Origin of the sequence: Ureibacillus thermosphaericus (genome assembly GCF_012396605.1) — a bacterium.
GTDB lineage: Bacteria > Bacillota > Bacilli > Bacillales_A > Planococcaceae > Ureibacillus > Ureibacillus thermosphaericus.
Map to the genome: position 1 here is coordinate 1 of NZ_JAAXPW010000038.1, position 26,703 is coordinate 26,703.

Sequence of the window (26,703 nt, forward strand, 5' to 3'; positions counted from 1 at the left end):
CTGAGACATCGGATAATAGTCAAATTCGGGAAGATAATAGCCAAACCCGACAAGATAATAGTCAACTCAAAGAAAATAATAGCCATTCGAAAAAAATCGCTTCCTGAGACATCGGATAATAGTCAAACAGGAGCAGATAATAGCCAAACCCGACAGGATAATAGTCAAGTCTCCGAAAATAATAGCCATACGAAAAAAATCGCTTCCTGAGACATCGGATAATAGTCAAATTCGGGAAGATAATAGCCAAACCCGACAAGATAATAGTCAACTCAAAGAAAATAATAGCCATTCGAAAAAAATCGCTTCCTGAGACATCGGATAATAGTCAAATTCGGGAAGATAATAGCCAAACCCGACAGGATAATAGTCAAGTCCCCGAAAATAATAGCCATTCGAAAAAAATCTCTACATGAGAAATCCGATAATAATCAAACTTAGGAAGATAATAGCCAAATCAAACAGGATAATAGTCAAGTCCCCGAAAAAAATAGCCATTCGAAAAAAATCGTGTCCTGAAAAATCGGATAATAGTCAAACTTAGGAAGATAATAGCCAAACCCGACAATATAATAGCCAACCCATAGAAAATAATAGCCATTCGAAAAAAATCGCGTCCTGAAAAATCGGATAATAGTCAAACTTAGGAAGATAATAGTCAAACCTGACAAGATAATAGCCAACTCAAAGAAAATAATAGCCATTCGAAAAAAATCGCTTCCTGAAAAATCGGATAATAGTCAAATTCGGGAAGATAATAGTCAAACCTGACAAGATAATAGCCAACTCATAGAAAATAATAGCCATTCGAAAAAAATCGCTTCCTGAAAAATCGGATAATAGTCAAACAGGGACAGATAATAGCCAAACCCGATAAGATAATAGTCAAGTCCTCGAAAATAATAGTCGCACGAAAAAAGTCGCTTCCAGAGACATTAGATAATAGTCAAATTCGGGAAGATAATAGTCAAACCCGACAAGATAATAGCCAACTCATAGAAAATAATAGCCATTCGAAAAGAATAACTACCTGCGACATCGGATAATAGTCAAACTTAGGAAGATAATAGCCAAATCAAACAGGATAATAGTCAAGTCCCCGAAAATAATAGCCATTCGAAAAAAATCGCTTCCTGAAAAATCGGATAATAGTCAAATTCGAGAAGATAATAGCCAAACCCGACAGGATAATAGTCAAGTCCCCGAAAATAATAGCCATTCGAAAAAAATCGCTTCCTGAAAAATCGGATAATAGTCAAACTTAGGAAGATAATAGCCAAACCCGACAGGATAATAGTCAAGTCCCCGAAAATAATAGCCATTCGAAAAAAATCGCTTCCTGAAAAATCGGATAATAGTCAAACTTAGGAAGATAATAGCCAAATCAAACAGGATAATAGTCAAGTCCCCGAAAATAATAGCCATTCGAAAAAAATCGCTTCCTGAAAAATCGGATAATAGTCAAATTCGGGAAGATAATAGCCAAACCCGACAAGATAATAGTCAAATCAACGAAAATAATAGCCACACGAAAAAAATCTCTACATGAGAAATCAGATAATAGTCAAACTTAGGAAGATAATAGCCAAATCAAACAGAATAATAGTCAAGTCAGCAAAAATAATAGCCGCACGAAAAATTCTCTTCCAAAGTAATTAGATACTAGCCAAATAAACCTAATGTGCTTTCTAAATACAAAAAAATTAGTTAAGAAATACGCCAACTTTAAAGCAATACCACTTCTTCCAACCAAATGAAAATTCCTATCCCCAAAATCTTCTATAAAAAAGATATATTTCCTCATTTCAAATCATAAGTAATATGTATGAAACCATTAAAAATTCACAAAAATCTAATCCCCATTTTCTCGATTGCACTATTTATTTTAGCTTTATTTTTCTTGCCGTTTTTATTCAAAAACTCAAACAAAACTTTAAAAGAAGCGTCAGGGCCATTAGTAGTTGCAGAAGAAGAATGCAATATTTATATTCGCATCACAGGACAAAAGGATCCTATTCCTCTAGAAGAATATGTCGTTGGTGTGGTTGCAGCGGAAATGCCGGCAAACTTTCATCCTGAAGCGTTAAAAGCTCAAGCGATTGCCGCAAGAACCTACGTGCTAAAATCAACAAACAATGGCCAAACGGAAATCGAACCGACTGTTTTAAGACAAGTATTTTATGATGAAGATACGAGAAAAGCAAACTGGCAATCAACTTTTGATGAATACGAGCAAAAAATTAGACAAGCAGTAGAAAGCACTAGAGGAGAAGTACTGAAATATGACGGTGAACTTATTACTGCGATGTTTCATTCAATGAGTAACGGCAGAACAGAAAGCTCCCTAAATTACAGTGGGGTCGACTTACCATATCTTCAATCAGTGGCTAGTGCGGACTTTCATGCAGAAAACTATGTTTCGAAAAATACGCTCACTTTAGCAGAATGGAATAAACTATTAAAGGTCAACATGACGCTCGATGATATTAAAAAAATCCGTACGAAACAAAACAATACTGGGAGGGTAGAAAAAGTAATTGCTGGCAATAAAGAATGGACAGGTCGTGATTTTCGAACATTACTTGATTTACGATCAACAGATTTCACCATACAAGTTGTGAATGACAAGATTGAAATCACAACAGAAGGCTACGGACATGGTGTTGGTATGAGCCAATATGGAGCTGATGCGATGGCTAAACAAGGAAGATCAGCTCATGAAATACTTGCACATTATTACAAAGGCACAACTATTGAAAAAATGATGTGTAAAAAATAAAAGCATTTAACATCAACAACTAACGGGCAGTTCAACAATCATCAAACTCCGGAGGGATCAACACACACAAATTGTCCTAAATTCATACGCTAATAAACAAATATTACGAGCGAAAAAATAATATGCAAAAAATAGTGAAATTTTCCAAAAATATTGTTTAGAAATTCCAAAACTTGTTCATCCTTCATTTAGAGGTGATGAACAAATGAGAGAAGATAACAACAAACAAAATAAAACTTCTCAAAAAACAAACTGGCAGCAAAAACCATGGTTTTGGCCAACAATATACGGGGGCATTGCAGTAGTACTCATTGGTCTAATTTTCACTTATTCAGCACTCACTCGTGAAGATGAAAATGAAACGGTGAACGAACCAACTGTACAAGATGAATCACCAGTCATCGAAACAAATGCACGAACAGAAACACTAAAATATCCTTTTGATGAAAGTCAACTAGAAAACGTAAAAGTATTACAAGACTTCTATGACATGAATGCGGATGCAAAAACACGTGAAAATGCACTATTAGTATTTGATCAAACATTCTCAACATCATCAGGATTATCAATTTCTATTAACAACGAACCATTTGAAGTACTAGCTGCAATGAGCGGTGAAGTGAAAGAAGTGAAACTCGATTCTTTCACTGGAAACAAAATCATCATCGCACACCCTAACGGAATGGAAACTCACTATAGTTCCGTATCTGACATCCTTGTAAAAGAAGGGGACTTAGTGGAACAAGGCCAACCAATCGCAACTACGACTGAAAACGAATGGAATCCAACTGCCGGCATCCATCTTCATTTTGAGGTGTTAGAAGATGGAAAACATGTAAACCCAAGAAATTATTTAAACTTCTAACAGATAAAAGCGCAGCCTGAAAGACAAATTCCGTCTTATTGGGCTGCGCTTTTGTACTTTCCTGGGAAAAAAAGTTCTGAAAAATGCGAAACATACATATTGTGAATAAACGTTAAATCGCTAATTGCAAACGTCAATGAAATACATGTATCAGAAAAACGTCGAAATAGATTGTTTATTGTTAGTAAAACTGCACTTTCTTATATCCGATAGAAAGGAAGAGAACGTGCACGAGCATATTCGGCACCGTTGCGTTCGACTGGGAAAGCTGCTTGTGGAAACGGGTGAGACGGTTCGAGTCCTTGCGAAAATGACAGGATATTCAAAAAGTACGGTGCACAAAGACTTAACGGAACGATTACAACTAGTAAATGAAGAATTGGCAAAAGAAGTGAGAGAAATATTAGCCTATCACAAATCCGTTCGTCATTTGCGAGGGGGCGAGGCAACACGTAGAAAGTGGCAGTCCCAAAAAAAACAATGAAAAGGCATTTAGTTTGGCTTTGCATAAAGTCAGGCTGAATGCTTTTTCATTTTCACATACTGAATGTACACATCGCAAAATCCAAAAAAAATAAAAAGGATTCTTACATGAACAAAAAAATGAAAAAGGTTGAAAAAAGTCAAAAATACCCATAATTTAGATGTAATTAGAATTTTTATATGATAAAATATTCTAGATAATGTGTAATATATTGAACGTTAGAGTCGCAATAATTTGGAAGGAGAAATTAGATTATCATGTTTTCTAAAGATATAGGGATCGACTTAGGAACGGCTAACGTACTGATTTATGTGAAGGGTAAAGGAATTGTCTTAAATGAACCTTCTGTCGTAGCAATCGACAAAAAAACAAATAAAGTGCTTGCAGTTGGTGAAGAAGCAAGAAAAATGGTAGGTCGTACTCCAGGAAATATCGTTGCAATTCGTCCGCTTAAAGATGGAGTCATCGCAGATTTCGACTTGACAGAAGCAATGTTAAGACACTTCCTCAACAAACTTGACGTAAAAGGCTTCTTCTCAAAACCACGCATTTTAATTTGCTGTCCTACAAATATCACAAGCGTTGAACAAAAAGCAATTCGTGAAGCTGCTGAAAAATCAGGTGGAAAAAAAGTTTATTTAGAAGAAGAACCAAAAGTGGCTGCAATTGGTGCAGGCATGGACATTTTCCAACCAAGTGGTAACATGGTAGTCGATATAGGCGGCGGTACAACAGATATAGCTGTACTCTCAATGGGAGATATTGTGACAAGCGAATCTATTAAAGTAGCAGGAGATACATTTGATAACGATATACTACAATACATAAAGAAAGAATATAAACTATTAATCGGTGAACGTACAGCAGAAGCAATTAAAATCAACATTGGAACTGTATTTCCTGGCAGTCGCGATGAAACAATGGAAATTCGCGGCCGTGACATGGTAACAGGTTTACCCCGCACGATTACCATTCATTCATCTGAAATTGAAAAAGCGTTGCACGAATCCGTTGCATTGATTGTTCAATCAGCAAAAAACGTATTGGAAAAGACTCCGCCAGAACTATCTGCGGACATTATTGACAGAGGCGTCATTTTAACTGGTGGCGGTGCATTACTTCACGGCATTGATCAATTGCTTATGCAAGAATTAAAAGTACCAGTCTTCATTGCGGAAAATCCAATGGACTGCGTTGCAATTGGTACAGGCATCATGCTAGACAACATTGATCGTTCACCTGGTTCAAAACTATAATTTATGATGAAAAAACGCCTACAATCTTAAAAATAAATTCGCATTTCAAATTGTAAAGCAAGTATTTTTATTGGAAATGTAAATCAAAACGATAACCTAATCACACGTCCGAAACAAATAGTTAATCAATACATGAATTGAACATCATCTACCAAAACTAGAGAAAAGCGAAAAACGGACTATAGTTATTTGCGACTTTTTGCCGATATATAAAGAAGAGAAAAAAATGAACCAGCTGCTAAAAAGAGGTGAATGAGATGTTTAAAGGATTATACACTGCAGCATCCGGCATGCTTGCACAGCAGAGAAAAACGGAAATTTTAACAAACAATATGGCAAATGTGAATACACCGGGATTCAAAGCTGAACAAACGTCGATTCGTTCATTTCCTGAAATGCTTTTATCTGCCATTGATGATACAAACGTTCCTACGAAAAAAGGGTTAAATTTAAACCAAATCCAACAAATTGGAACAATTTCAACTGGTATCTACTTACAAGAGACAATGCCTAATTTTACACAAGGCGATGTGTACGAAACGAATTTTAATACGGATTTCGCTTTAGTAAACGGAAACATCCCAGCAGGAGGCAATATCTTTTTCCGTTTAGCTCATCCGGATGGTGGCGAAGCGTATACGAGAAACGGAAACTTTACATTAGATGGACAAGGATATTTAGTCACTGGAGACGGATACTATGTTCTATCCGAAACAGGCGCTCGCATCCAACTACCGAATGAAGATTTCCAAGTCGCTGACAACGGTGCCGTGTACGTTAACAATCAACAAATCGCGACTATTGGTATAGCCTATGTAGAAAATGCGAACGAACTTGTAAAACAAAATAACGGGATATTCCGTACTCAAAATGGACAAGCGTTGCCATCTGCTTTCGCACAAGGAAATATCACTTTCGCTATTAAACAAAAATTCTTGGAAGGTTCCAATGTAGATCCTGCACAAGCAATGACCGAATTACTTACAGCTTACCGTGCCTTTGAAGCAAATCAAAAAGTACTTCAAGCATATGACAGAAGTATGGAAAAAGCAGTAAACGAAATTGGTAAAGTATAAGGAGGAAGTTAAGGATGCTCCGAACAATGCTCACTGCAACAAACTCATTACATCAAGTCCAACATCAAATCGATACGATTAGCAATAATATTGCGAATGTCAACACTGCTGGCTACAAAGCGAAAGAAGCTCGTTTTTCAGAAATGCTTTACCAAGAATACTTTAACACTCGCAAGGATGAACAAGCCCCAAGATTGACGCCACCAGGCATTCGCTACGGTGTTGGTGCTAAAATTTCGCAAATTCAAACAAACAATGCACAAGGATCATTGCAAAACACAGACAGGGATTTAGACTTTGCATTTACAAAAGAACGCCAATATTTTAATATCTTAATGCCAAATGAAAACAATGAAATCAATATGGTTTATTCTCGTCAAGGTAACTTTTATGTTACGCCTGTCGAAGATGGACAAGTTATGCTCGTAAATGCTGACGGTTATGCAGTAGCAGACAGCTATGGCAATCCTATCATCTTTAGAGACGATGTAGAAAAATTCATTCTCAATGAAAATGGCACATTGCAAGTCAAATTTATAAATGGTGATGAACAATCATTTTTACTAGGTGTTACAGAAATTCATTTACCGCAAGTAATGGAGCAAACAGGCTCATACATAATGGTACCTGCAAATTTAGACGAATTAGGGTATGATGAGAATGATATATTAACAAACTTAGTAGGATTTGGGCGAGAAAATATCGGTCTTGAAAATCAAAAATTAGAAATGTCTAACGTTAATTTAACTAAAGAAATGACAAATTTACTTCAAGCGCAACGTTCATATCAGTTTAATTCCCGAGCGATTACCATTGCAGATCAAATGTTAGGATTAATCAATGGAATACGTTAATATTGAAATACTTCTAAGAAAATAGGGGAAATAGAAAATGGCAAACGAAATGAAAAGTGGCTCTACTTTGTCGAATCAGGACATCCCTCAAAAAAGAGCGAGACGCCAAGATCGCAATGAGAAACATCCAAAATTTAAAATTTATCGCACAAGATTGATTCCTATATGGCTTAGAATCGTGATTGTGCTAGTTCTTCTATTGCTTGCAAGCGTATTTGGACTAATGATTGGATTCGGCGTAATTGGTGACGGCAACCCATTAGATGCGTTAAAATGGGAAACGTATCAATACATCCTTGACATTATAAACGGAATTGAATAGGTATTTTCTATTAGTGGAAAGATGAGTTCAAATAGGAGGAGACTTCCATACTTTCTTTCCACATTGTCCTATTATGCGATGTGAATGGAAACATATGGTTGTCTTGTCATTTCATTGTTTATATGATTTGAAAGAGCCCAATTGTATCCAAATTCCATTAACGACATGTTTTTGGGTGTTTCTACAAATGTTTTCGATGAAAAACTCTTCAATAATATTGTGCGTCTTGCCTAATGTGCCAATCGACATAATAGGACATCTTGCGTCCAAAATCAGCCACTACTTTCGTTTGTTTTATTTTGAATAACTGGGGGGATTCATATGTTAAGTGTTGAACAAATTCAAGGAATTTTGCCACATAGATATCCTTTTTTATTAGTAGACCGTATTCTTGAAGTTGAAGAGGGCAAACGAGCTGTTGGAATTAAAAACGTTTCCATTAACGAACCTTTCTTTAATGGGCACTTTCCAGGCTATCCCGTTATGCCTGGTGTATTAATTGTAGAAGCAATGGCACAGGTCGGGGGCGTTGCATTATTAAACTCCGAGCAATTCAAAGGAAGATTGGCATTTTTAACAGGAATCGACAATGCCCGATTTAAACGTCAAGTAGTTCCAGGTGATCAATTAAAATTGGAAGTAGAATTTGTCAAATTGCGCGGCACAATGGGAAAAGGACATGGTGTTGCTACAGTTGATGGTGAACTTGTAGCGGAAGCAGATATTTTATTTGCAATCGGTCCAGAAGCTCCAAAGGCAAAATAAACTTTCGTAAAAGAAGTGCAAAAATCAAAGGAATAAAAACATCGGAACTGTGACAACCTTTAGTACAAAGGTAAAATTTGTTGAAATGACTCCTAATTTGAAAAATTTTAACAATAGAGATAAAATATAAAAGTTGGATTTTTATTTAGATACAAGTATACGCATCCTTGGCTTTTTTAAACGTAGGAGGTTTAATTTTAGAATGTATAAACAGCTATCATCGGGCGTAAAAATCAGTATTACTCGCTCCATTTCGACGGCATTTGAGCAATATTTAGCTAGCATCGGCTGGGATGAAGATCAATTTTCCATGGAAGATTTTATTGCAAATTGGCAACAATATTTTTTAGAGAACGCAGCATGGTTTGATAAAGTGCCACAAGAAGTATTACTAAGCCCTGAATTCCATGAAGAAATTGCACAAAAAATTGATGAAGTAATCGCCAAAATTTTAAGCGAAAAGCCAACGAAAAAACAAATCGAATCCATTGAAAAAATGCAGAACGAACTAGGTACAAATTATACTTACGGTTGCAAGGCTGAAGCGAATTATGTAGAACAGTTGCTAAAAGAACAATTGAAGCAAAAATAACGCCCTGGAACTTTTCCTAAAATGTGGCATAAGTTCTAAAATAGATAATGGATAGTTCCCTCTTTTTTCGCACAAATTAAAATCAGTCACTCGTAGTGACGATTAGCGAAGAAAGGAGGGAATTTTTTATGTGGAAACCGTCCATCTATGCCTTATTGTTAGGGTCTGCTTTATTAGTGGGCTGTAATAATAACGGCGATGAAGACGCCATCAACGATGTAGGGGAAGGCGTAGAAAGAGGCGTACAAGATGTGGGTGAAGGAGTTCGCGAAGGTGTCAATGATATTCAAGAGGGAATTGATGAGACTCTTGATAATGACGTGAACAATAATAATGTTGATATGAATAACGATAGAGTAAATGATGGTTTCCCAGATAACAATGGCGTATTGGACAATAATGATGTCATCCCTGACGATAAAGGAGTTCGTGGGGATGAACGTGGCAACCAAGAAGATGTCATCGAAGACGCTAGAGATATCAGAGACCGCGATACAAAAGATGAATAATCCTCGTATAATCCCCTTACTGATGCAGGAGCTATCCACAAAGCGATAGCTCCTTTGTTTTTAATATTTTGTTAAAATGTGGCAATTGGGAAATGCGCAAGGAGTATGCTAATATAGAGCTGGGCTATAAAAAGGTTAAAACTTCTACTATAAATCGCGATGCTAATTTTATCCCTTCAACCGAGTACGCTTTCGCATTCCTTTTTTAAATTCACTTAATAATTCCTCATTGGACAAGTTTTTCTCAAGCAAAGATTGTAACAATTGCTCCGCATATTTTAAACGCACAACGCGTAAATGGCCTTTCAATAAGATTGAAATTCGGTCTTCAAACTCTTCAATGGATTCCACTTTCACCGTAAAAGGTGCTGGTTCATTATCCGGAGAAGTAATCGTCACTTGCACATCAAAGAATTCTTTTGAATCTAAATATTTTTCTAACAACTCTCGATATTGTTTTTCAATAAACAGTTCCAAAATCCACGTTTTTTCTTTATTTTCTTGATTTATAGTAATTCCATCAATCAGTGGAACCTCAATCCCCTCCAGATCCAATTGAAAGGAAATCATTTTGAAAGTCTTCATTGAATTTACCTCCCAACTATTAGTTAAGTATAACATAGGGTGATGTGTAAAAATAAAATGAGAAAACTGCTAAATTTTTATTTTGACCATTTTTGGAAAATGCGGATAATCATTGTAATAATCTAGTGTATTGGCATTTTTGCAAACATTTATTCTATATCGAAAAGGAAATTTTGGATTAGAAAAAGGGCTCATTCTTTTATTTTGCGATTTTGTCAAAAATAGGCGCAATCGATATGATGGAGAAAAAGGAGGTGAAATTATGAATCATGTCGGACTAGTCGGGCGATTAACGAAAGATCCAGTTCTTCGGGAATTTGCAGAAAACCGTGTAGCCACGAGCTTTGTCGTAGCTGTTAATCGCAATTATCGCAATCATCAGGGTGATGTGGATGCGGATTTTGTTTTATGCACTGCATGGGGGAAATTAGCAGAACGCATCGTCCAATATTGCGGAAAGGGATCATTAATCGGAGTCAACGGGCGATTGCAATCACGCTCCTATATTAATAAGGAGAATTTCAAAGTGTTTAGTACGGAAGTCGTTGCCGATGAGGTCCGATTTTACTTACTAAAGTCTCCAACCAATAAGCAATCGGAAGTTGAAAAAGATTTTGTACTTCCTGAAACTGAAGAAGGATTACCAGTTACGTGAGAGTCTCTAAAATGAGGAATGGGTTGAAGAAAGTAAGATGGTTTATTAAGTAGGCAACATGTCATTTAAAAATGGGAAAAGGTTATAAGGATGAAAAAGTAAAAGGATTCCGGGTAAACATAGTGGAAGGGTGCAATTTATTAACGGAAGGCAATGGATTGATAATAATAGGGAAATGATAGCAATAAAAGTTTTTGGAGGTGATAAAAAACACTGCTGGATTGTGACCGCCCAGCAGTGCATGGAATAAGAATCTATCAAAATCTATTAATCCACAATTGAATAAAGTGAGGCTATAAACGGATAAACGAGGAAATCAGAATTCGACCAATCTTCTTCCTCCCAAACTTTGTCCGAGGCAACTTGCTTCGGATTTTTTTTAATGCCAGGCACCTCTATTTGGATACTAGGAGTGTTAGGCACTCTTTCCAATCACAATTTTATTGCTTACCCTAACTTAAGCAATTCCATCAATTTATCTTCCTCTAGCTCCGTCAGCCATTGACTTGACTGAATTAATTCTGCAGATAATGCGGATTTCATCTCCAGCATTTGATCGACTTTCTCCTCAATCGTCCCAATTGTAATAAACTTATGCACTTGAACAAATTGCGTCTGGCCAATGCGATAAGCACGGTCCGTCGCCTGATTTTCCACGGCAGGATTCCACCAACGATCCGCATGCAAAACGTGATTAGCGGCCGTCAAATTTAAACCAGTTCCCCCCGCTTTTAATGACAGTAGGAAAATAGGAAAATCTCCAGCTTGAAAGGCTTCAACTAAAGCATCCCGCTGTTCTTTACGCATACTTCCCGTCAAGAACGGCACATCCCAATCAAACAGCTCGAAAAAACAATGTTGCAACAAGTGTCCCATGCCAATATATTGAGTGAAAATCAAGCACTGCTCGCCTCTCTCAACAATTTCCTGTGTCAATTCAACGATGCGCTTTAACTTCATAGAACGCTCTAGCATAATTCGTGCATCACTAAATGGTTCCTTCAAATAAAGAGCAGGATGGTTGCACAATTGCTTCAACTTGCTCAACATCTGCAAAATGCGCCCCTTGCGTTCGAAAGGAGACATTTGCTCCAAGCCTGCCAATGACTCTTGAATGTAGCCTTCATAAAGGGCGGCTTGCTCTTCTGTTAGCGGGCAAAACTCTTTCGTCTCTTGCTTATCTGGTAAATTCAACTGCAATTCTGGATCATTTTTTGTTCTTCTTAACAAGAATGGACGAATTTTTGCACGCAATCTCGTTTTATGCTGGTCAGAATCTTCACGCTCGATTGGCACAATAAACTCGTCTTGGAACTTCTTGAAACTTCCTAAATATCCTCGATGGATAAAATCAAAAATCGCCCACAATTCTGATAAACGATTCTCGATAGGCGTTCCTGTCAACGCAATATGATGGTCGCCATGTAAACGGCGAATTGCTTTCGACTGCATCGTTTGCATATTTTTAATATTTTGTGCTTCATCCAACGTCACCACTGCCCAATGAATAGAATCTAAAAATTCCACATCTTGTGAAATTGTTCCGTATGTGGATAAAACCACTTGAGGCGATTCCTTTAGCAAGAAATGATGAAATTCTTCATCTTTCAAACGGCTAGAAGAATAATGAGTATGAACTTTTAACGTCGGAGCAAAGCGCGCCAATTCCTTCTGCCAGTTTCCTAAAACGGAAGTCGGGCAAACAATGAGCGTCGGTTTCTTTTCCCGCAACACTTCATATAAATGCAGAACATAACTAATGAGCTGTACCGTTTTTCCAAGCCCCATATCATCAGCTAATATAGCACCAAATTGTTGATTTCGCATAAATACGAGCCATTCAAACCCTTGTTGTTGATATGGCCGCAACGTTGCATTCAAAGATTTAGGCAATTTCACTGAAGGCAATCCTTGTTTTTCTTGCAACTGATTCACATAGGCCAGCAATGAACGCTGCATTTCAAAAGCAAAGAGCGGATCGTCCTGTTCTGCATCTTCCTCTTCTTCCAACGATGGATTTAAAAGCTCCTCTGGTATCTCGCGGAAAACTAATTCCTTTACGGTCCAATTTTCTTTTTCAGCTTTGTCCATTAATTCTCGCACTTTCGCCATCCAATCGGCATCCATGCGGAACCATTCATTTCCGATTCGAATAAATTCCCGCTTTTCATCAACAATTTTGCGAAACTCTTCCGGGCTGATTTTTTCTCCTCCAATTGATAATTCCCATCGGAAAGATAAAATATCATCAAGCCCAGCCATCGATTTTTGCGAACCACTTTGCGCATTCACACGAACTCGCATTTTCGTTTTTCTTAATTCTTTCAACCAGCCTGGAAGAATCACTTCGAATCCTAAGGCTGTTAACTTTACAAATTTATCGCGGAGAAGGGTTCTCACCTCGGCATCGCTTAATGGCATATGCAAAAATGATTCATCGGATACATTATCCAACATCAACAATTCCAACATTTGCTTTTGCGTTTGCCTAATCTCTTCCGAATAGTTCTTCCACTTATCAGGAAGGGCCTCATTCATAGGCAGATGCCGCTTCCGTACAGCTGGCGTCCAATGTTTCGACGAACTGGATGAAAGAATTACGGTTTCCAATAACCATTCCTCAGAATCTTCTTCCGGCTCATTCAAGCGAAGTGCTACTTTCAAATGACCAACAGTTCGATCCTGTTGCAGCGGCCAGCCACCTTCTTTAAAGAACGGAATAAGTGATGGTACATCAGAAAGTTGCAAGCCACGCTTTGCCAATTTCTGATAGATCGCAGTCGTTAAAAACTCCTTCTGCAGATCACTTTCACCATTGGGTAAATGAACGACTAATTCATCCTCAAACATTTCTATATAATTCCATAGGGAAGGGGAGTTCCACAACATTTGCACTTGCTCGATACTTTCAAGCAATAAAGCATCTTCCTCTGTTACTCCTACAAAATGCACAAAAGGATGCTTGAACTGTGGGGAAAGGCATTCCAACAATTCAACAGCAGTAATTAAAAGCGCTTCTTCCTCTAATTCGGCATGCAAACCGTAAAAGTTTGGTTCGTAACGGAAAAAGAAAGCCGATGTTAATTTTTCTCCTGAAACAACAGAGCCGTTTTCGAAAGCCCTAACAGAGTACAATCCCTGCTTCAGTTGTTCGAATGATAATTGATACACGGTTGCGAAAGGAGTATGATTGGATACTTTCCTTAGTTGCAAATCTTTCATATAAATAAATTTCCTTTCTCCAATTCTTCCTGCAATGCGCGGAGTCTTTTATACTGGTTTCGAATGGAAGCAATATACTCTTCCCAAAAATTCATTTTGCCCGCTTTTTTCGCAGCAGTTTTCATCTTTTTCCAAATTCGAACGGCTTGTTTGTAATGAAGTCGCGACTTTTGCTTAATTTCCTCCATCGCATAAAAATGATATAAAGGAAGAACCACTGCTGGAGCTTCTTCCACGACTTCCTTTAACCCGTAAAATTCTAAATACTCAATTGAAGAAGGGTACAATTGTTGCAACGCCACCCATTCTTCATATCGTTTCTGTTTCAATAAATAATCCGAATACGGCTGAACCCCGTCTTTTCCAAAAGAAGAGTATAATAAAAGCTCCTCATCTTCTGTTAAATCCATTTTTTCATATAACGAATAAATGGATGAAACAACATAGGGACGAAAGGCTGGTTGAACTTTTTGAATAACTCCCTTTAAATATGGGAGAATGCTTCTCAAGAGGATTTCTCCTGCTCGTTCATTTTGCTTGGAATAAGCAAACTTCACCAATCCCAAATAGATTTCCAAATGTTCTGGACGAATATGACGCATATTTTCTTCTAATGCCGAATAATTTTTTAAAATAATATAGAATACAATCAAAAGTTCTGGTATTTTAGTATGCTTTTGCTCTTGTAGAAAAATTAATTCTTCTAACACCCGTCTCTTCTCATAAAACACTTCATCCCAAAACAGTAAGTACAGATTCATTCTTCTACTTACAAAACCTTCCCGTTCAAGCATTACTTCTCGAAGCATGATTTGCATTTTATCAAAAAACGGATCTGTTGCGAAAAGACGGGATTTTCCAGAGAATTCGTGGACGATTTTTTGGATAGATTGAAATCGTTTATCAAAAAAGTGTTGGTAATGGTCGACATGAAATTCTGACTCTAAATCGGTGAAATGGCGTGATAATTGATAAACAACTGCAAGTTCCATAAATAAGCGGTAAATCGGTTGCCATTCCCGTTCAAAAGGAATCTGCTTATTTAATTTTTCCAAAGCGTTTTCTGCAATATTTAAATAGAGGAAGCTTGGAATTTCAACCGCTCCATCCAAATAATGGCTAAGCACTTCATCGACCATTTTCAACCAATTATCAGGGGTGCGAACATTGGCAAGAGCCTGCAAATTAACCGATTTTTTCGAACGCCAATTGCTAATCCATTCTTGAACGGAATCAATATGTTGATATAACGACAATAGAACGCTTACCTTATGTCGGCACCAGCCATTATTCGGGCATGTACAAGTGATGGAGTTGCTGAGAAAATCAATCATCACTTCTGTTGGGTGCACATCTTTTACAGTTGTAGTAAGGACGGAAAAAACAGAAACGTATCGATGGAAAACAACTGATTGATTTCGAACAGCAAAAAGAGCCCGCCTTATTATCTCTTCATCCTCTGTGACAGAAGGATGCAACTCTCTCTCAATAGTTCGTAATGTTTGGCGAATAAATTTTTCTTGCTCTTCTGCAATATGTGCAACTGATAATACCATTACATTCGCTCCTAAAAAAAGTCTTTCCCTTCATTATAACACGGCATTTAGTGTTTGATAAGACTTGTCCTTTGTAACTTTCGCAATTGCGGTCGTCACATAAAATTAGCAGACTTAAATTGAATAAAATAGTTTTTTATAAAACGGTATAAATTATTATGATTTTTCAGAAAAATAGTATAAAATAATGATAAATTATCTGAAAATGAGATTAAAATGAATAGAAAGGATATTAATTCCTTATAATTGCCATTTATTTACTAATATTGTAAATTTATACAAAAAATTGATGATTACTTGGATGAAGAAGGGGGATTTGGGAGAAAATATGAATATCATCCAAATAAAAAGCGGGGAATATGTGGAAAGCAAAATTCGTATGATACATTAAGCAATATTTAATGGAAGCTTTATCATTAAAAACTCTTTCTTTTGAATAAGTGATTGGAATTATTTAGAAATTTATGATTTGTATCATTCAAGTTTAAACATAAGCTTTTTTGGAAAACACTAATAAAGTTCCAAGTTGCGGATAACGAATAAAAAGTTTCGTTTCATCAACTTCGGGCTAATAAAAAGAGAGAGATTCAATATAGGAGGGATAGGTATGATCCATGTCCAATATATGAAACCTTTTTATACGAAAGCCTCGGGGGAAACATTGCGTCTCGTCTTTGCTTATCAATATTTTTCCATCATGAAAGACAACGAACTGTTTCACTTTGTACCCATCGAAGGAAAAGAAATCATTGTTAACATAAAAACGATGCAAATCGAAAATTTATCGGAAATTTTTGTTTTCCAGCGTGGAAATCGCTTTCTTCGATTGCCGCTATACCAGCTTCTATTGATATCCAACATCCATGAACATTTGGCGCCAATACTTGAAGAAGCAGCCAACAAATCAGAAACAATCAATATCGTCCCGCATGGAGAAAACGCAGAAGTGAATCACCTCATCCGCTCATTGGAGTCTGAAAATATTGATCGATTGATCGATGAAGCGTTATCCAATCGTGACGAACAAAGATTTTATGAATTAGTGGCGAAAAAGAAAAATATGGAGAACAAGTGAGTAGGAAATTGCAAAGTTAACGGAGGAAGTAAAGTGAATAAGAGTCAATGATGAAGCACCTCGATTTGAAAAAATTGAAGGTGCTTATATTTTTAATTAGATGATGAGGCATTTTTAGGCTTTGGTGAAATCAATCCTTACAATATGCTATGTATTAAGCCCCACTATAAGAGTTATCTGCACAAGTAGGGGAAATATCCGCACAAGAAGTAATGTTATTCACACAAGAGAAGGAGTTATCTACACGAGTTAGGTAACTATCTGCACAAGCGGAAGTGGTAAACGCACAAGCAGGGGAATTATCCACACGAGCAGGGTCTATCTGCACAAGAGGAAGTAGTAAACGCACGAGTAGGGTTATTATATGCACAAGCGAAAGAGTTATCTGCACGTGTAAGATTGCCATCCACACAAGTGAATCATCCAAATGCACAAAAAGAAGTGGTAAATGCACAAGCAGGGGAATTATCCGCACGAGTAGTAGCCATCCACCACACAAGCAGCAAAGTTATCTACACAATCAGACATCCCCCTGCACGAAAGAAACTGTACATAATCCCAATAAATTCCCTCAGCCAGAACCACATCGGCTTACTGCGCATCTACTAAAACGCTACCTAATATTACGAGATAAAGAAATAAAGTACACTCACTGCAATCCCTGAACCAATAATTCCAAACAAGCAATCTTCGAAAGAAAGTTTCATATCTTTCATGACAAATCCCTCCTTGGGAGCCAGTATGTCCCAAAAAAACGATTATTAAACCTAATTTCAACCAATCTATTCAATGAATAATAAAATTATTAATTCTCTCATAAAAATTAATTGAAAAAAACCGATATGAATATCAATAGAACTTTCGCCATAAGAAAGGAGGAATACGATGCTGGGGCAATGGTCGGCTACGGGATTGATGATTTTAAATAATCTTCATCAAAACTGGATGAATGCCAATAAAGCGTTATTACGAATCTCTTCAGGTTATCGCATTAACAGCGCGGCAGATGATCCCGCGGGATTAGCCATTTCAGAAAAAATGCGTGCTCAAATTCGCGGCCTCAACATGGCGAGTAAAAATATACAGGATGGCATCTCCCTCGTTCAAACGGCAGAAGGCGCTCTCAATGAAACTCATGCCATCATACAGCGCATGCGTGAACTAGCAATCGAAGCTGCAAACGACACACTTACTAATGATGATCGAAAGCACCCAGATCTTGAATTCCAACAACTGAAAGAGGAAATTACTAGAATTGCGAAACAAACAGAATTCAACACGCGCCCTCTCTTAAACGGTGACTACGAATCAAATCCATTAAAAATTCAAATAGGTGCGAATGCTGGACAATATATGGAGATCTATATTGGCAATGTAGATAGCACCAGCCTTGGCCTAGATAATCACGACATCACAACTAGAGACGGTGCGGACAAAGCGATTGGTGCATTAGATAAAGCTTTACAACAAGTATCCAGTGAACGCTCTCGGCTTGGCGCTTATCAAAATCGAATGGAACATGCTTATAATAATGTAATGAACACGGCAGAAAACTTAACTGCAGCAGAATCTCGAATACGAGATGCAGATATCGCGAAAGAAATGATGAACTATACTAAAGCAAGCATTCTTGCCATGGCAGCACAACAAGTTCTTGCGCTCCATCTACAACAAGCACAATCCATTTTAATGCTACTAAACTCCGGAAAAAAATAACTCACAGGCGGGAAAGAAATGGACGTCTGTGAGTTTTTTATGGAGTACCAGAGACATTGAAATTTTCATTTTCCCACCAAAAATTCCGCGAAAATAAAAGTTTCCAGCAAACTATTCCCCTCTCAATTTCCATTTGCTAATTTAATAGGAAAAAAGGAGGGAAACATTTGCTGCTAAAACCATACAAAACGAGTGATTACAAAATCGCATTAGAGTCTCTTCACAAACGCTTAAATCCAGGTCACGAAAAAGCTTTCAAAATCGAAGAAGAATTATCGTTGCAAGAAGCTGGAGAAAACGGAGAAAAACATTTGCTAACCATCCTGACAGAAAATCAATTGCCTAAAAACACCTACATTCTTCATAACATCAGTATTAAATCCATCATCACGATTCAAATCGACATTATACTCATTTCACCAAGCTGGTGCCTTATTTTAGAAGTGAAAAATCTCAATGGAGAACTAACGTTTACAAACAATCCACCTCAACTAATTTGCGTGAAAGAAGATAAAAAGCTATCCTATCGCAGCCCAGAAGCCCAAATCGACCAATATATTTTGGGGTTAACAACATTTTTGGAACAACATCAAATCAAAGTCCCCATTTATGGTGCAATCGTATTACCGTATAACAATGCAATTATCGATAAACCGCCTTCCAAATACCCGTTATTTATGGGAAGAGGTATTATTCAATACATTTGGTCATTGCCAAAAAAAGAAGTCATTCCTTCAAAACAAGTAGGAGAATTATTAATTCAATATTCAAAAGAACGAATTTGGGACCATTTCCCCCTAACCCAGTATTACAGCATCAACCCACAAGAAATCCGAACTGGAGTAGAATGTCCGAATTGTGGCACCATTCCGATGAAACGACTCAAACGTACATGGCATTGTGAAAAATGTAATACGCGGAGCATGTACGCCCATGAAAAAGCCTTGAGGGATTATTATATGTTGATCAATAAAACGATATCTCCTAGTGAAGCGATGAACTACTTAAGATTAAGAAATCGTTTCGAAGCAACTAGAATATTAAAAGCTAACAGTAAATCCCGAACAGGCAACACAACAGCATGTAAATATGAATTAAGTATAAATGGATAAAATTTGTAAGAGTGTGCAGAGTAATGAATGCACGCTCTTTTTTTGAGAGAGGATTGTGTTTACACGAACTGGTATTCTAACTGCACAAGAAAGGGAGCTATTCACACAAGTTGGATGATATCTGCACAAGAGGAAATACTATCCACACAAGTTAAGAAGTTATGTACACGAGTGGAGATGCTATCCGCACGAGTCGTGGAGTTATCTACACAAGTAGGTGAACTATCCGCACGAGCTAAGGTACCATCCACACAAGCAAGTAATCTATCCGCACAAGCCAAGGTACTATCCACACAAGCAAGTAATCTATCCGCACAAGCCAACGTACTATCCACACAAGTAGATGAACTATCCGCACGAGCAGAGAAGTTATCTGCACAAGTGGGGAATCATCCACACAAGTGGGGGTATTATCTACACAAGCAAGTAATCTATCTACACAAGCAAGTAATCTATCCGCACGAGCCAAGGTACCATCCACACAAGCTGAATTTGCAAATGCACGAGTTTAAACCGTACCCACACCAAAAAGAGTAGGTAATGTGAAAATAATTCACAGTTTCACTCAAAAGTTGTATACTTGTAATCGCAGGACAAAAATGAAAAACAACACTATCAGACATTCTAAACAAAACGAGTCTCGGAGCATCACTAGTTATTTAAAACGCGCTTAATAATCAAAATTCCCCAAAACAAAAGCGCAACATTAAAAGAACAGCTCCCTCTCGTTCTTGAAACTCGAAAGGAAGTAACGATTCATATGAACAAAACAATGTGTGTAATCGGACTAGGATACATCGGATTACCAACTGCGGTTACTTTTGCAAATTACGGAGTAAAAGTGCATGGGGTTGACGTAAACCCTGCTGCTGTTCGAAGCATTCAAGAGAAAAAATTACATATCGAAGAACCAGGATTACAAGAACGTCTGAATAAAGCGGTAGATGAAGGGTACTTAACAGCTTCCACAACACCGCAAGAAGCAGATGTTTTCATTGTGGCGGTTCCTTCACCTATTAATGCAGATAAAACAGCAAACCTTGAATATGTACGTGAAGCAACAAAATCAATCGTTCCTTATTTAAGAAAAGGAAATCTTGTTATCTTGGAATCTACAGTTCCGCCAAAAACTGTGGAACGTGTGATGATACCTGAACTCGTTAAATCTGGATTAGATATTGGAACAGAACTATACGTCGCTCACTCTCCAGAACGAGTAATTCCAGGACGCATCTTTGAAGAATTAATCAACAACGGCCGCATCATCGGAGGAATCAATAAAAAATCTGCAGAAATGACAAAAGAACTTTACGAACTATTCGTAAAAGGCCCAATCCATTTAACGGACGCCACAACTGCCGAACTGGTCAAAGTCATGGAAAATACATACCGTGATGTAAACATTGCATTCGCTAACGAATTAGCAAAACTAGCGGAAGAACTTGATGTAAACATTTGGGAAGCCATTCACTATGCAAACTTCCACCCACGTGTAAACATCCACTTCCCAGGACCAGGTGTTGGTGGACATTGCATTGCTGTTGACCCATGGTTCTTGGTGGAACTCGGCGGAGATAAAGCCCAAATGATTCATCTAGCTCGCAACATCAATGACGGCATGCCACTATTCACAGCACAGAAAACACAAAAAATCTTGAATGAAAACAAAATTGCGGGCGGCAAAGTAGCTGTACTGGGTCTTGCATTCAAAGGAAACGTCGACGATATGCGCGAAAGCCCATCATTAGAAGTGATTCATGAACTTCAACAACTAGGCTTAGAAGTCGTTTCATTCGACCCGCATATTAAAGAAAATAACCATCCAACACAAACACAAAACTTTGAAGAAGCAGTAAATGACGCAGACATTTTATTAGTATTAACAGACCATAAAGAATTTAAAGAATACAACCCATTAACGATCACGCCAAAACACAAAATCGTGCTTGATACGAAAAACTGCTTAGAACGCGATAAATGGAAAGAAGCAGGCTTCCAATTCCATTTACTTGGTGATTCAAAAAATATATAAGTAGTTTAACTACAATAAAATTGTAAGCGACAGGGTGGTTAATGCTCTGTCGCTTCATCGATTCATTTCGTATAGAATAAACAATTACCCAACTCGAATTTCTAGATGGTAAAAACTTTGTCATGTTTTTATCATCTTTTTTTAATCTGGGCTTTCTGTACATTCGCAAAATTTTTGGTATGATGGTTAACGGAATGAAACAACAAAATTGAATGGATGAACGAAGATGAAAGAAACCGTATTAGGGATACAAGTTAACACAGAAAACTACGATGAACTAATCGAACAAATATTTCAACGCATTGAACGGAAAGAAAAATCACTCATTGTCGCAATCAACCCTGAAAAAATCATGAAAGCAAAAGAAGATCCTGCATTAAAAAAATTATTAAACGAAGCGGAATTCCAAATCCCTGATGGAATTGGGGTTATTTTAGCTTCCAAAATTCAAAAAGGTCAAATCTCTGAAAGAGTTACAGGTGTCGATTTAATGATGCGGCTTTGCGAAGAAGCGGCAACAAAACAAAAATCGATCTTCTTGTATGGGGGGAAACCAGGTGTAGCAGCATCAGCTGCTGAAAAACTGAAAGAACTATATCCTGGTATTCAAATTGCCGGTATTCAACACGGATATGAAACTGACAATGAAAAAGTGATTTCCAAAATAAATGAAGCAAAACCTGATATTTTATTTGTCGCAATGGGGAGCCCAAAACAGGAAAATTGGATTAATGCAAATCGCGACCAATTATACCCAACAATTTATCAAGGAGTAGGAGGCTCCTTTGACGTGCTTGCAGGGAATGTGAAACGAGCACCAAAAGCTTTCCAAAAAGTTGGACTCGAATGGTTTTATCGTTTAATGATGGAACCGAAACGTATTAAAAGACAAATGGCATTGCCAAAATTTCTTCTTGAAGTTGTACGAAACACAAAACGAAATTAGCAAGATTTCCCTCGGTGCGCCAAAATCATGCAATTGAAAATTATTTTGTAATCTTTGTAATATTTTATTGTGTATTTACAGTGAAGGTGTTAAACTGTAAGAAGTAGTAAGATTTCCTCTACGATATAGAGCAATACATTTTCCCTGCAAGGAAAAAAACGGTTGGTAGCCCAAAAAGAAGGCCTCAGCATAAAAATGCTGGGGTCTTCTTTTTATCTTTGCGACATGGATGAGATCTTGGATTCAGGAATCGATATATACTTGAATAAGAAGAATAACCCAAATAGTAAAATATCAACAATAAACGCAAAAAAATTAAAATTAGTGGTCATAAATCTAATATCCAATCAATATATTGATTCGGGGTAAAAGGAATTAACACAATGTAATTAAAAGTAAACAAAATAGTTAACTAACATCCAAAATAATCTAATCATTGTAAAAAATTAGAGATTACAGTAGTAGTATTGAAAAAATGTAGAAAAATTAAAACATATTTGCTTAATAAGGTTGTTTTTTACAAACGATTTATGTCATAATATAAGAGATTCTTAGTTATCCTTTTTACGAATGTAACAGTCATGTGAAACTAATGGAAATGTTACTAAAAAATGATTGACAAGCCATTCGTATACTACTAAACTTTTATGTGTAATAGTTTATTTTCTCATATTTTGTGAGGATAACTAAAAATATTAATTGAATTAGAGGAGGAAATCTTTCTATGGCTAACCAACCAAAGAAATACAAAAAGTTTGTAGCAACAGCTGCAACAGCTACACTTGTAGCATCTGCTATCGTACCGGTTGCTTCAGCTGCATCATTCACTGATGTTCCTGGCGACCACGAATTCAACCAATATATTAATGAATTAGTAGAAGCTGGTATCATCAAAGGTTATCCAGATGGTACATTCGGTCTTCACAAACAATTAAAACGTAGCGACGTAGTAAAAATGTTAGGTCGTTACTTAGAAGCTAACGGTGTTGAAGTTCCAGCTGACTGGGCAACAGTTCAACGCTTCAGCGATGTTCCTGTAACAGCTCAAGACCAAGAATTAGTTAAATACGCTGCTCTTGTAAAAGACGCTGGTGTATTCACTGGTTCTAACGGTAAACTTAACTATACACAAAACATCCAACGCCAACAAATGGCTAAAGTTTTAAACAACGCTTACGAAAAAATCAACGGCAAATCTTTAATCGATCTTGCTGCTGAAATCGAAGACGTAAAAGTTGCTGACTTAGATAAAGCATTCGACGAATTCCGTCCATACATCCAAGCTTTAGCTGATCTTAAAATCACTACAGTTGAAAACTTCCGTCCAGCTGATGCTGTAACACGCGGTCAATTCGCTAAATTCTTAAGCATCTCTATCAAAGGCGGAAACCCAGCAACTCCAGCTGAAGTTCAAATCGAATCTTTAACAGCTACTGGTGTTAGCGAGTTAACAGTGAAATTCAACAAAGCTGTTGACACAGAAGCTGCTAAATTTGCTGTAGCTCGTGGAACAACTGCAATTACAGTTAAAGACGTTGACTGGAACGATGCTAAAACTGAAGCTGTTATCACTGTAGACCACAAATTCGCTGATGCAACTTACACTTTAACAGTTAGCGGACTTGGTGAAAAAGACTTAACTAAATCTGTAACTACTACAAAAGAAGAAGTTACAAAAATTGAATTCTTATCTAATAAATTAGTTCTTACAGGTCTTGAAGACAGAGACGGAGATCGTGTATATAAACAAGCTGTTATTGCATTTGCTGCATATAACCAATACGGAGAAGACATTACGAAAAACGTAATTAAATCTCGTTATAAAGATCCTAAAGTAAGAGGAATTCGTACTGCTAGCAAAGGTAGCCACTTAGATACTGTAGTTGAAAACGGTAGAGTTGTAACTTGGGTTGAAGAGCGCGAAAAAGAAGGCGAAGAAGGTAGCGTTGAATTCACTTACGAAAACGGTGACTACGAGTTACACGCTTATCAAGATGTTGTTCTTTCAGATATCGCAGAGCCAGGTTCAGTTGAATTGTTAGACATTTATAATGCAAGCGGTAAAGCACTTACTACGAAAAATCTAGAAGATGTTGCAAATGATAATGAAGATTTCTACTTATTATTCAAAGTAAAAGACCAATATGGTGTGGAAATCGATCCAGAATTTGCAAAATCTACTAAATCTAAAGCTTCAACAAATGATACTACAATCCTAGATGAGGTTAAAAGAGGTCTTCGAGTAAGAGTATCTGACAGAGACATCTTCGAATTAGAAGACGAAGAAAATATTGAAGTATTAAACGTAGATGGTAAATACTACTTTGCATTAGAAGTAAAACACCGCGATCCAAAACGTATTGAAGCTGGTGAAAACACTGTTGAAGTTAGAGCAAGAGCAACAGGAGAAGTGACAACAAAAGTTTATAAAGTAGAAGCAAGCTCAGAAGTATACAAAATTGAACTATTAGCTCCATCTGAAGTAGTTGCTGGAGATGAAATTGTAAAACTTCCTGTAATTGCAACTGACATCAATGGTGAAGTTATTAAAAATGCAGCTGAATTAAATAAAAAAATTAAAGATGGCCGTGATAACGGAATTACATTCAAAGCATCTTCTTCACGTATTGTTGGTGGAGATTCTGGTTTCCGATTTGTTGAGGAAAACGGTCAATTATATCTAGAGTTTAAAACTGTATCTAATAAATATAACACTTCTAAACCAAGAGTAGAAGAAGTAGATATTGAAGTAACAGTAGAAAAATACGATCAAGATTCAGAAATCACATTAAAAATCCAACCAGATGCATATGCTGCAAAAATTATTGGTGTAAAAGATAAAGCTGACACATACTTCCACCAAGATGGAAAAGCTGAAATTAAATTAAAAGACTTAATCATTGAAGACCAATATGGACGTATCTTCGATGATAATGCTAAACTTGCAAAAGATCCTAACTTCGAAATTAAACTTCTAAATACTGAAAATGGTATTATTCAAGCAAGTGGTACAATTAAAAATACATCTGACAAATTAACATTTACAGCTAAAGATGGTAAGAAAGGTAGCGGTACTTTCGAATTAGAATTAACTGCTAAAGATTTAACTGAAAGCAATAAAAATGTAACAGATAGAGTTTCTATTACATTCCGTGCAGTAGAAGATGATGACTTCACTTCATACAAAGTGAAGAGCGATGGCTATGTTTATGGTAAAGAACAAACTACTCAAGATACAGCAGGAATTGAGGTTTACGGTGTATTATCTAACGGTGTTGAAGTCGAAATTACAAATATCGCTGGCGCATTCCAAGTTTTACCTGGGGACTATTTAACTACTTCAGATGTAGTTGACGTAAAAGCTGATGTGACTTCAAAAGCTTTAAGAGATATTCTTGATGCTAATGGATATCAAAGCGTTGAAACAGGAGTACGTGTTGTAATCAACGCAACTGGTGAAGAAATCCTTCATAAAATTGTAATTTCTGATGCACCTGGTAAAGCTGCTAGCATCAAATTAAAAGACAGCAACTCTATCAGTGAAAAAGAATTAGAAGTTTTAGAAATTAAATTAACTTCTAACCAAATCACTGGTGAAGATATTTTAAATGCACTAAAAGCTCACAATTTCGAAATTAAAGACCAGTATGGTAAAAAAGTAACTGTAGATGAAATTACAAATGGTAGAGTTAAATTTACTCATGATTCTAGCGATGATACTTACGATGGAAGTGGCGTGACTTTAACGATTTCTGATGTATTTACTCAAAATGATAATGTTAAAGTTCAAAATAACGGTCGCCTTGATGTGAAAATTGGAGGAACTCCAGCTCTAAGTGTGGGTGACTACTTCACTGTAACTATTAAAGTAGATGGCGTAAGCAAATCTCTACGTGTTAAACTTGTTAACTAATAAACTACAAAAACCGATCTAGTATTTTAGATCGGTTTTTGTAGCTCTATAATATTTGGTGTTGGTGGATACAACCAGCACCATTTTTTGGCTCTATAATATTTGGTGTTGGTGAGTAAAAACCAGCACCAATTTTTTTGAACAAAAAAATGAGACAGTGACAAAACTCTGGTAAAATGTAATCGCCAAAACACATTTTCCAAAGGAGTTGCGTCACATGTCTCACCATCATTCTATACGAAACCTACTCAATATAAAAGATAAAAATATCACATTTGATGAAAATTTTTGTTCTACCGAAACGATCAAAAAAGTAAAAGCGAAAGTCTTTCATGGGACGTTAACGTATCAACCAAAAGCTTGTTATGCTTGTGGACATGTCTTCGATG

General features: G+C 36.9%; 21 protein-coding genes. 18 read left to right on the forward strand and 3 right to left on the reverse strand.

What is annotated here, in order from left to right; genetic code table 11:
- Positions 1-1,825 precede the first annotated feature (1,825 nt).
- The 10 genes from spoIID to HF990_RS12770 all read left to right on the forward strand — a co-directional run bounded on the left by spoIID (position 1,826) and on the right by HF990_RS12770 (position 9,502).
- The gene (gene spoIID / locus HF990_RS12725) at positions 1,826-2,779 is read left to right on the forward strand and encodes a stage II sporulation protein D (protein ID WP_168412727.1); all 954 of its coding nucleotides are present in this window, start codon (positions 1,826-1,828) and stop codon (positions 2,777-2,779) included.
- A 205-nt stretch (positions 2,780-2,984) separates the two neighbouring features.
- Positions 2,985-3,644, forward strand: a complete 660-nt coding sequence (locus HF990_RS12730) for a M23 family metallopeptidase (protein WP_168412728.1) — start codon at positions 2,985-2,987, stop codon at positions 3,642-3,644.
- A gap of 226 nt (positions 3,645-3,870) precedes the next feature.
- Positions 3,871-4,128 (forward strand): sporulation transcriptional regulator SpoIIID, encoded by a 258-nt coding sequence (locus HF990_RS12735; RefSeq protein WP_016839306.1) that lies wholly within the window; start codon positions 3,871-3,873, stop codon positions 4,126-4,128.
- A gap of 257 nt (positions 4,129-4,385) precedes the next feature.
- The gene (mreB, locus tag HF990_RS12740; protein ID WP_016839307.1) at positions 4,386-5,384 is read left to right on the forward strand and encodes a rod shape-determining protein; all 999 of its coding nucleotides are present in this window, start codon (positions 4,386-4,388) and stop codon (positions 5,382-5,384) included.
- A gap of 257 nt (positions 5,385-5,641) precedes the next feature.
- Positions 5,642-6,460: a flagellar hook-basal body protein gene (locus HF990_RS12745; RefSeq protein ID WP_016839308.1), complete on the forward strand. Its 819-nt coding sequence runs from the start codon at positions 5,642-5,644 to the stop codon at positions 6,458-6,460.
- A 14-nt stretch (positions 6,461-6,474) separates the two neighbouring features.
- Positions 6,475-7,314: a flagellar hook-basal body protein gene (locus tag HF990_RS12750; RefSeq protein WP_168412729.1), complete on the forward strand. Its 840-nt coding sequence runs from the start codon at positions 6,475-6,477 to the stop codon at positions 7,312-7,314.
- A gap of 37 nt (positions 7,315-7,351) precedes the next feature.
- Complete coding sequence (locus HF990_RS12755; RefSeq protein WP_168412730.1) at positions 7,352-7,636, forward strand: DNA-directed RNA polymerase subunit beta; 285 nt, start codon at positions 7,352-7,354, stop codon at positions 7,634-7,636.
- Positions 7,637-7,957: 321 nt separating this feature from the next.
- Complete coding sequence (gene fabZ / locus HF990_RS12760) at positions 7,958-8,401, forward strand: 3-hydroxyacyl-ACP dehydratase FabZ (RefSeq protein ID WP_016839311.1); 444 nt, start codon at positions 7,958-7,960, stop codon at positions 8,399-8,401.
- A 202-nt stretch (positions 8,402-8,603) separates the two neighbouring features.
- Positions 8,604-8,993 (forward strand): hypothetical protein, encoded by a 390-nt coding sequence (locus tag HF990_RS12765; RefSeq protein WP_016839312.1) that lies wholly within the window; start codon positions 8,604-8,606, stop codon positions 8,991-8,993.
- A gap of 128 nt (positions 8,994-9,121) precedes the next feature.
- Positions 9,122-9,502, forward strand: coding sequence for a hypothetical protein (locus tag HF990_RS12770; RefSeq protein WP_168412731.1), 381 nt, complete (start codon positions 9,122-9,124; stop codon positions 9,500-9,502).
- Positions 9,503-9,670: 168 nt separating this feature from the next.
- Here the strand turns inward: HF990_RS12770 and HF990_RS12775 are convergent, their stop codons facing one another.
- Entirely contained in the window at positions 9,671-10,087 is a 417-nt protein-coding gene (locus tag HF990_RS12775) for a YwpF family protein (protein WP_016839314.1), read from the reverse strand.
- A gap of 262 nt (positions 10,088-10,349) precedes the next feature.
- Here HF990_RS12775 and HF990_RS12780 point away from each other — a divergent pair, with 262 nt between their 5' ends.
- On the forward strand, positions 10,350-10,742 hold the full coding sequence (locus HF990_RS12780; RefSeq protein WP_168412732.1) for a single-stranded DNA-binding protein: 393 nt from the start codon (positions 10,350-10,352) through the stop codon (positions 10,740-10,742).
- Between the two features lie 447 nt (positions 10,743-11,189).
- On the opposite strand, the gene HF990_RS12785 is transcribed toward HF990_RS12780, so the two are convergent.
- Together HF990_RS12785 and HF990_RS12790 are read right to left on the reverse strand one after the other, a co-directional pair.
- Complete coding sequence (locus tag HF990_RS12785; protein WP_168412733.1) at positions 11,190-13,964, reverse strand: DEAD/DEAH box helicase; 2,775 nt, start codon at positions 13,962-13,964, stop codon at positions 11,190-11,192.
- Positions 13,961-15,520 (reverse strand): SWIM zinc finger family protein, encoded by a 1,560-nt coding sequence (locus tag HF990_RS12790; RefSeq protein ID WP_168412734.1) that lies wholly within the window; start codon positions 15,518-15,520, stop codon positions 13,961-13,963. Before HF990_RS12790 ends, HF990_RS12785 begins: the two co-directional genes overlap by 4 nt.
- A 607-nt stretch (positions 15,521-16,127) precedes the next feature.
- Here HF990_RS12790 and HF990_RS12795 point away from each other — a divergent pair.
- The 7 genes from HF990_RS12795 to HF990_RS12825 all read left to right on the forward strand — a co-directional run bounded on the left by HF990_RS12795 (position 16,128) and on the right by HF990_RS12825 (position 26,314).
- Complete coding sequence (locus HF990_RS12795; RefSeq protein ID WP_096550348.1) at positions 16,128-16,595, forward strand: IDEAL domain-containing protein; 468 nt, start codon at positions 16,128-16,130, stop codon at positions 16,593-16,595.
- Between the two features lie 885 nt (positions 16,596-17,480).
- Positions 17,481-18,311 carry a flagellin N-terminal helical domain-containing protein gene (locus HF990_RS12800; RefSeq protein WP_168412735.1) on the forward strand — a complete coding sequence of 277 codons (831 nt, stop codon included), beginning with the start codon at positions 17,481-17,483 and terminating at the stop codon, positions 18,309-18,311.
- Between the two features lie 167 nt (positions 18,312-18,478).
- Positions 18,479-19,423 (forward strand): nuclease-related domain-containing protein, encoded by a 945-nt coding sequence (locus HF990_RS12805; protein WP_168412736.1) that lies wholly within the window; start codon positions 18,479-18,481, stop codon positions 19,421-19,423.
- Positions 19,424-19,537: 114 nt separating this feature from the next.
- Positions 19,538-19,960 carry a hypothetical protein gene (locus HF990_RS12810; protein WP_184656243.1) on the forward strand — a complete coding sequence of 141 codons (423 nt, stop codon included), beginning with the start codon at positions 19,538-19,540 and terminating at the stop codon, positions 19,958-19,960.
- Positions 19,961-20,183: 223 nt separating this feature from the next.
- The gene (locus tag HF990_RS12815) at positions 20,184-21,455 is read left to right on the forward strand and encodes a nucleotide sugar dehydrogenase (RefSeq protein WP_168412738.1); all 1,272 of its coding nucleotides are present in this window, start codon (positions 20,184-20,186) and stop codon (positions 21,453-21,455) included.
- A 226-nt stretch (positions 21,456-21,681) separates the two neighbouring features.
- The gene (locus HF990_RS12820; protein ID WP_168412739.1) at positions 21,682-22,401 is read left to right on the forward strand and encodes a WecB/TagA/CpsF family glycosyltransferase; all 720 of its coding nucleotides are present in this window, start codon (positions 21,682-21,684) and stop codon (positions 22,399-22,401) included.
- A 724-nt stretch (positions 22,402-23,125) separates the two neighbouring features.
- Positions 23,126-26,314, forward strand: a complete 3,189-nt coding sequence (locus HF990_RS12825) for an S-layer homology domain-containing protein (protein ID WP_168412740.1) — start codon at positions 23,126-23,128, stop codon at positions 26,312-26,314.
- The last annotated feature ends 389 nt before the right edge of the window (positions 26,315-26,703 follow it).